Origin of the sequence: Nesterenkonia sp. F, from assembly GCF_000220985.1 — a bacterium.
Classification (GTDB): domain Bacteria; phylum Actinomycetota; class Actinomycetes; order Actinomycetales; family Micrococcaceae; genus Nesterenkonia.
Window position 1 is genome coordinate 1 of sequence record NZ_AFRW01000053.1, and the last position, 6,906, is coordinate 6,906.

Genomic DNA, 6,906 nt, shown 5'->3' on the forward strand with positions numbered 1-6,906 from the left:
TCGGGGGCCGATCCGGCCGGATCGTAGGGGCTGCCTCGGACCCGGGTCGGACGCCCGCTCGCCCCGGCCGGACTCAGCTCACTGGTAGATGTGCGGGGCGAGGATGCCGATGCAGTCGAGGTTGCGGTACTTCTCGGCGAAGTCCAGCCCGTAGCCGACGACGAATTTGTTCGGGATGTCCATGCCGATGTACTTCACGTCGATGTCGACCTTCACCGCGTCGGGCTTGCGCAGCAGGGTACAGATCTCCACCGAGGCCGGGCCGCGGGACTCCAGGTTGGCCTTCAGCCAGGACAGCGTCAGGCCGGAGTCGATGATGTCCTCGGCGATGAGCACGTGGCGGCCCATCAGATCGGCATCGAGGTCCTTCAGGATCCGGACGACGCCGGAGGACTTGGTGCCCGAGCCGTAGGAGGACACGGCCATCCAGTCCATGGTCACGTGGCTGGTGAGCGCGCGGGACAGGTCGGCCATGACCATGCACGCGCCCTTGAGCACACCGACCAGCAGGACGTCCTGGCCTTCGTAGTCCCGATCGATCTGCGCTGCCAGCTCCTGCAGCCGCGCGTCGATCTCCTCCTTGGTGTAGAGGACCTCGGTCAGATCTTCGGTGACATCCTGGGCATGCATGAGTGCTGATGCGCTCCTCGGTCTGGGAGACGGCGGGGATTCCGCCGGTGCGGCAGTAGGTTCATGCGGGCTGGGTGCCGGCCGCCCGCGGGCCGACCCTCAGGGCTCCGGAGCGGGGTCCCGGGGGACGAGCACAAGTTTTCCATACTCGTGCGAATCGTGCGTGCCGCGGCAGGCGACGACGCCGCCCTCCAGCTGCACGGGTCCGGCCGATCCGCTGCGGGCCAGCAGCCCCTCGACCGCCGCGATCCGCTCCGAGGACGGATTCGCCCCGCCGACGGCGACGACGGCCAGGGCCAGCACGCGTCGCCGGATCGCCGGGGGTTCGGCGTCGAGGGCCTCCATGGCCAGCCGCAGCCGACCGGCGTCGTCGGGGTCCTCGAGCAGCCGGGCGAAGGTCTCGCGCGCCTCGGCCTCCAGGTGGGCGGCGTCCTCGGCCGCAATGGCCGCCGTGCGCGCCAGCGACTCGCGGATCGAGCCGGAGAGACGTTCGGCCAGGAAGGGCAGGATCTCGGTGCGCACCCGCGAGCGCAGGTGCCGCGGATCCTCGTTGGCCGGGTCGTGCCACGGCTGCAGCCCGGCGTGGGCGCAGATCGTCTCGGTGTCCTCACGGGCCAGCTCGAGCAGCGGACGCCGGAAGGGCCCCCGAGCGGCGGGGATGCCGGCCAGCGCGCGGGTCCCGGAGCCGCGGGCCAGCCCGAGCAGCACCTGTTCGGCCTGGTCGTCGCGGGTGTGTCCGAGCAGCAGACGACTCGCCCCAGTCTCGGCGAGGACGTCGGCGAAGGCGGCGTAGCGGGCCGCGCGCGCCTCGGCTTCGGGACCGCGGCCGGCGTCGTCCACGCCGACGGTGCGGACCAGCACCGGGTCCAGCTCCAGATCCCGCAGCTGCTCGGCGGATGTCCCGGCGATCTGCGCGCTGTCCGGATGCAGCCCGTGGTCGACGACGACGGCGCCGACCTGAGCGTCCCTGCGCCGATGGTGATGCGCCGCCGCGGCGGCCAGCGCCAGCGAGTCCGGCCCGCCCGAGCAGCCCACCAGGGTCAGCCCCTCGGGGTCGAGCACCGCGCCGACGGCCCGCCGGGCGGCGGAGACCGGCTGCGGCAGGCTAGGCACGCGGCAGCTCCATCCGGGCGATCCAGCGGTCGGGATCGTGCAGCTCGGTCTCGCTGGGCAGGTGCTCCGCAGATTCCCAGACGCGGTTGAACTGCTCCATGCCGACGGCGGCGACCACATGGTCCACGAAGCGCTGGCCGTCGCGGTACTGGCGGGCCTTCACGTCCAGCTGCAGCAGCCGGCGGATCGCCCGGTCGAGCATCCCGCGGTTCCGGCCGCGGCGCTCGAAGCGACGGCGGATGGTCTTCACGCTGGGCACGATCGAGGAGTCGACGGCGTCCATGATGTGGTTCGCGTGGCCCTCCAGCAGGCTCATCGTCGCCGTGGCCCGGGAGAAGGCCTCCCGGCCCTCCTCGGAGGCGACGGCCTCGATCAGCCGGTTCCGCGGCGGACGCGCCTCGGCGGCGTCGGCGCCGGTGGTGGACCCCTCCTCGGCGTCGGCGGCCTCCCCGCTGGTGCCCGCAGCCTCCTTCGTCCGGCGGATCATCTCGCGCAGCCGCTCGCCGAGGTCGCCGGCGCCGCCCAGCGTGCTGCGCGAGAGCACGGTGATCTGCTCCATCAGGTGGTCGACGAGCCAGGGGGCGGCGGCGAACTGCACCCGGTGGGTCTGCTCGTGCAGGCAGACCCAGAGCCGGAAGTCCTCGGGCACGACGTTGAGCTCGCGGCGGACCTGGGCGATGGTCGGGGCGACCAGCATCAGGTGGCCGCGGCCGGCCGGGGCGCTGGTGTCGAAGGGGTCGAACTGGCCGAGGACGTTGGCCGAGAGGAAGGCGAGCACCCCGCCGAGCTCGGAGCCGGTGATGGCCGAGCCGAATACCTGGGCGCTGCTGCCCTCGCGGGCGAGCTCCGGGCGGCTCTCCAGCGCGGCCTGCATCGCCGGACCGAGCATGGTGCGGAAGGAGCGGGCGTTGGCCGCCGCCCAGGTCGCACGGTCGACGACGAGGGTCTCCTCCGGCCGTGCGCCGAGCCCTTCGGCGACGGCGAGACCGGTGAGCCGGTGGACGTGGGACACCGAGGCGGACGCCGCCTCGCGCAGGGCGGAGACCTCCTCGGCGACCTCGCGCGCGGAGAGCCGGGGACCGGCCGGGGCCAGCGCGGCGGATCGGCGGACCACGTCCCAGTTGATGAGCAGATCCGAGGCCTCCTCCGGCGAGAACACGGGGGCGGCGTCGGCGTCAGCGGCGGTGTGCTCCATGGACCCATCCCATCACAGTCGGCTGGAAGCCGGGTGGGCGGGGCCCGACGGACGAGTGGCCGCCCGTGACGATGATCCTGCGCTGATCTCGGGGATCGGGCGAGGAGACGTCGTCGCCGGCGGCCACTCGATGCGGCCCGGGGCCGTCAGCTCACCGCAGGCTCACTTGCTGTAGCGCTCGATGGACCGCTGCAGCTCGGCCTCGGCCTCCTCGCGGCCCTGCCAGCCCTCGATCGTCACCCACTTGCCGGGCTCGAGGTCCTTGTAGCGGGTGAAGAAGTGCTCGATCTCGCTGCGGACCCACTCGTCGAGGTCCTCGAGCTCCTGGAAGGCGTCGAAGCGCTTGTCGTCCGGCACGCAGACCAGCTTGGCGTCGCCGCCGCCGTCGTCGGTCATGTTCAGCACCGCGATCGGGCGGGCCTCGACCACGACGCCGGGGATCAGGTCCACGCCCGGCAGGTAGACCAGCGCGTCCAGCGGGTCGCCGTCCTCGCCGAGGGTCTCGTCGAAGTAGCCGTAGTGGGTGGGGTACTGCATCGGGGTGTAGAGCACCCGGTCCAGCCGCAGCCGGTGGGTCTCGTGGTCGATCTCGTACTTCACCCGGGAACCGGCGGGGATCTCGATGGTCACATCGCGGGTCAGCGACACAGGGGCCTCCTTGGCATGAACGTGGATTGCTCGGTGCCAGCGTACACAGAACGCCTGCGACGACGGCAGCGGGCCGCGTGGGCTGCGGGCTTCCCGCCCCGGGAGTCCTCGCGGCTATCCTCGGGGCATGGATCCCGATCAGCTGCCCGCCCTGGAGACCGACCGGCTGCGGCTGCGCGCGCCGACGGCCGAGGACGTCGACTTCATCGCCAACCTGTACGCCCGCCCGGAGGTCGCGCGCTTCATCGGAGACGGACGCACCGAGAGGACGCGGGAGCAGGCGCTGGCCCGCATCGAGCGGTACCGCTCCTTCGCCGGCGCGACGACCGGCGTCTGGCTGGCGAGCTGCGCCGTCGACGGCGAGCCCCGCGGGATCATGCTGCTCAAGCCCATCCCCGTCTCCGCCGACGTGGATCCGGAGCCGCAGCCGGAGATCGAGATCGGCTGGCATCTGCATCCCGACGCCCAGGGCCGCGGCTACGCCGCCGAGGCGGCCGAGGCGCTCGTCGAGCACGCCCGCACCGTCGGCCTGGAGACGCTGGTCGCCGTCGCCCACCCGGAGAACCGAGCTTCGCACCGGGTGGCCGAGCGGATCGGCATGGCCCATCGCGGGACCACCGACCGCTACTACGGCACGACAGTGGAGCTCTTCACGCTGGAGCTCTGATCTGACTCGTGCCGCGCGTCGGCACGGAGAGACTTCTCGGGCCGTGGTCGGGCGGTCGCCCCGGGGCTCATTCACGGACGTCAGGGCACTCGGGGACGCGCTCCTCCGGCACAGCTCACGTCGAGTGGCGGCTCCCAGCGGCATCCACCCGTCGACACGCCGTGTCGTGGGGCGAGGTCCCGCTGGGAGCCGCCACTCGATGCCGGACGATGCACCTATCTGCCCCTCACCGGATGACCGTCTTCCGCGATTCATCGCCCTGGCCACTTCGCCCTTGACTCAATAGTTCCGATATTCCGTAATATCGGAATATGAGCGATGAGGACCGCCTGCGCGCCCTCGAACAGCGCGTGCAGGCCCTGGAGGACGCCCGGGGCACAGGATCCGCGGCGCCCGACGACGCCGGAGCGGCCGCCGCAGAGCCACCCCCGGAACCCGCCGCAGAGGCGGGACCCCGCGACGACACCTTCTGGGCCCTCGAGGGCCTGCGCCATCGCGCCGACCCCGACCGCGGCGCGGTGCTCTGGGCCGGCGTCGTGCCCGCCGACGGCGGCACCTGGGAGTGGCAGATGGCCCGCCCGGCCGACGAGCTGCGCTCCCCCGATGACCCGCAGCACGCCGCCGACCGGCTGGCCGCGCTGAGCCACCCGATCCGTCTGTCGCTGCTGCTGGAGGTCCTCGACGGCACCACGCGGCTGACCGACCTCGCCGAGCGTCTCGGCCTCGGCTCCACGGGCCAGCTCTACCACCACACCCGCGCGCTGACCGCCGCCGGCTGGCTGCGCCCCGGCGAGCGCGGCCACGTGGCCGTCCCCGGCGAGCGCGTGGTTCCTCTGCTGGTGATCCTGGGAGCCTCGGCATGAGCCGCCGGCCGTCACGACGGCGGACGGCCACCATGACCGTCGCCCTGGCCTGCGCGGTCCTCGGCGCCGTCGTCGCGACGCTGCTGGCGCCCGGGGCAGGCGCGATCGATCGGGACTCTCCCGTCCACGGCGACCGGTCGCTGGCCGCGGCCGCCGTCGAGGAGCTCGACGGCGCGCCGGTCCACGCGCTCTCGGTCGCCGAGGTCACCTCGCAGGGCACCCGCACCGCGACGGTCGACGCCCCGCTGCACGGCACCGTGGAGATCGGCTCGGTCTCCAAGGCGCTGACCGGGATGCTCTACGAGGACATGGTCGCCGACGACGAGATCTCCCCCGACCAGCGGCTGGGCACGCTGCTGGACCTGGGCGACGCCCCGGCCGCCGACGTCACCCTGGAGCAGCTCGCCCAGCACCGCTCCGGCCTGCCGCGGCTGAACATGGGAGTGAGCGCCATGGCGCGGATGCTCGCCTCGCAGCTGCTCGCGACCAGCCCCTACGACGCCACGGTCCAGGACGTCGTCGACGACGTCCGCGACGCCGACCTCGACGCCGACCGACCGCAGTACTCGAACCTCGGCTTCGCCGCGCTGGGTCACGCCCTGGCGGCCGCGGCCGGCACCGACTACCCCGCGCTGGTCCGGGACCGGCTGGCCGAACCGCTGGACCTGGAGACCCTCCGCATCCCGGACGGACCGGAGGATCTCGGAGAGCGCGCCGTGCCGGGCGTCGACGCGAACGGCCGGCCCCAGCAGTCCTGGGCCGACGTCGGCTACGCCGCGGCCGGCGGCATCCGCGCCGATGCGGCGACGATGGCGCAGCTGGCCCGCGCGCTGCTCGACGGCACGGCGCCGGGCATGGCGGCGCTGGAGCCGACGGAGGAGTTCACCGACGATGACCGGATCGGCGCGGGCTGGCTGGTCTCGAAGGACGACGGACGGACGATCACCTGGCACGACGGCGGGACGGGCGGCTTCCGCACCTGGTTCGGCCTGGACCGCGAGCGCGGCACCGCCGTCTTCCTCTCCGGGGCGACGACGGCGGATCTCGACGCCGTCGGCCAGGCGCTGCTGCACGAGGCCGGAGAGGAGCAGGCCTCGTGACCGTCACGCTGATCGTCCTCGGCGCCCTCGCCGTGCTCACGCTGGCGGGGCTGGCCCGGGCCGCCGTCGCCGCCGCGGACCGGAGGCGTGTGCTGCTGGCCGCCGGCGAGGCGCTCTGCCTGCTGCTCGTCGCCCGCGCGCTGATGCCGGTGACCCCGCCGGTCGTCGTCGCGTGGATCGGCACCGTCGCCGTCTTCGCCGGACTGCTCGGCCTGGCGGCGAGCCGCTGGTCACAGCTGCCGCTGCTGGCTCCGAGCACCGGCCGCCGCGGCGTCGTCGGGGCGGTGGTCCACGTCGTGGTGCTGGTGGCCGTCATCGGCATGGTGGCGGCAGGTTTCGTCTGATCCCCAGCCTGCCACGCCGCTCCGGCGGTGCCGCCGCTCACCCCTCGGGCATCACCAGCTCGACGCCGAGCTGCCGGGCCAGCGTGCGCCCGGCGCCGCGCGCCCGTGGGCGCAGCACCCGCCGCGGCACCCCGCGCTCGGTGAAGATCTGCTCGATGCGCAGCGTCTCGCCCGCTCGGCGGACGTCCACCCGGCCGATGAGCCGGTCGCCGGAGAGCACCGCCATCACATAGTGGCCGTAGAGCCGCTCAGCCGGCGGCACATAGGCCTCGAAGCGGTACTCGAAGTCGAAGATGCGCCGGGCCCGGCCGCGGTCGCGCAGCAGCGGGTCGAAGGGGCCGACGAG

9 protein-coding genes are annotated in these 6,906 nt (G+C 73.4%); 4 read left to right on the top strand and 5 right to left on the bottom strand.

What is annotated here, in order from left to right; translation table 11 throughout:
* Nucleotides 1–78: 78 nt before the first annotated feature.
* The 4 genes from hpt to GU5_RS0104390 all read right to left on the bottom strand — a co-directional run bounded on the left by hpt (nt 79) and on the right by GU5_RS0104390 (nt 3,580).
* Nucleotides 79–630, bottom strand: coding sequence for a hypoxanthine phosphoribosyltransferase (gene hpt, locus GU5_RS0104375; RefSeq protein ID WP_010524361.1), 552 nt, complete (start codon nt 628–630; stop codon nt 79–81).
* Nucleotides 631–729: 99 nt separating this feature from the next.
* Nucleotides 730–1,743, bottom strand: coding sequence for a tRNA lysidine(34) synthetase TilS (gene tilS, locus GU5_RS0104380; RefSeq protein ID WP_010524362.1), 1,014 nt, complete (start codon nt 1,741–1,743; stop codon nt 730–732).
* Nucleotides 1,736–2,938: a zinc-dependent metalloprotease gene (locus GU5_RS0104385; RefSeq protein ID WP_010524363.1), complete on the bottom strand. Its 1,203-nt coding sequence runs from the start codon at nt 2,936–2,938 to the stop codon at nt 1,736–1,738. Before GU5_RS0104385 ends, tilS begins: the two co-directional genes overlap by 8 nt.
* 162 nt (nt 2,939–3,100) lie before the next feature.
* Nucleotides 3,101–3,580 carry an inorganic diphosphatase gene (locus GU5_RS0104390; protein ID WP_033227860.1) on the bottom strand — a complete coding sequence of 160 codons (480 nt, stop codon included), beginning with the start codon at nt 3,578–3,580 and terminating at the stop codon, nt 3,101–3,103.
* Nucleotides 3,581–3,713: 133 nt separating this feature from the next.
* On the opposite strand from GU5_RS0104390, the gene GU5_RS0104395 reads away from it, so the two are divergent.
* The 4 genes from GU5_RS0104395 (at nt 3,714) to GU5_RS0104410 (ending at nt 6,560) form a co-directional block, all read left to right on the top strand.
* Nucleotides 3,714–4,253, top strand: a complete 540-nt coding sequence (locus GU5_RS0104395; protein WP_010524365.1) for a GNAT family N-acetyltransferase — start codon at nt 3,714–3,716, stop codon at nt 4,251–4,253.
* 311 nt (nt 4,254–4,564) lie between these two features.
* The gene (locus GU5_RS0104400; RefSeq protein WP_010524366.1) at nt 4,565–5,116 is read left to right on the top strand and encodes a winged helix-turn-helix domain-containing protein; all 552 of its coding nucleotides are present in this window, start codon (nt 4,565–4,567) and stop codon (nt 5,114–5,116) included.
* Nucleotides 5,117–5,148: 32 nt separating this feature from the next.
* Nucleotides 5,149–6,216: a serine hydrolase gene (locus GU5_RS0104405; RefSeq protein WP_010524367.1), complete on the top strand. Its 1,068-nt coding sequence runs from the start codon at nt 5,149–5,151 to the stop codon at nt 6,214–6,216.
* Entirely contained in the window at nt 6,213–6,560 is a 348-nt protein-coding gene (locus tag GU5_RS0104410) for a hypothetical protein (protein ID WP_010524368.1), read from the top strand. Before GU5_RS0104405 ends, GU5_RS0104410 begins: the two co-directional genes overlap by 4 nt.
* A 37-nt stretch (nt 6,561–6,597) precedes the next feature.
* On the opposite strand, the gene GU5_RS13990 is transcribed toward GU5_RS0104410, so the two are convergent.
* A partial coding sequence (locus GU5_RS13990) for a DNA glycosylase AlkZ-like family protein (RefSeq protein ID WP_010524369.1) occupies nt 6,598–6,906 on the bottom strand: 309 nt, incomplete at its 5' end.

Excerpts from the sequence above, each read along its gene's own strand:
- hpt (WP_010524361.1), bottom strand. The coding sequence starts at position 630 with ATGCATGCCCAGGATGTCACCGAAGATCTGACCGAGGTCCTCTACACC.
- GU5_RS0104385 (WP_010524363.1), bottom strand. The coding sequence starts at position 2,938 with ATGGAGCACACCGCCGCTGACGCCGACGCCGCCCCCGTGTTCTCGCCG.
- GU5_RS0104395 (WP_010524365.1), top strand. The coding sequence starts at position 3,714 with ATGGATCCCGATCAGCTGCCCGCCCTGGAGACCGACCGGCTGCGGCTG.
- GU5_RS0104400 (WP_010524366.1), top strand. The coding sequence starts at position 4,565 with ATGAGCGATGAGGACCGCCTGCGCGCCCTCGAACAGCGCGTGCAGGCC.
- GU5_RS0104405 (WP_010524367.1), top strand. The coding sequence starts at position 5,149 with ATGACCGTCGCCCTGGCCTGCGCGGTCCTCGGCGCCGTCGTCGCGACG.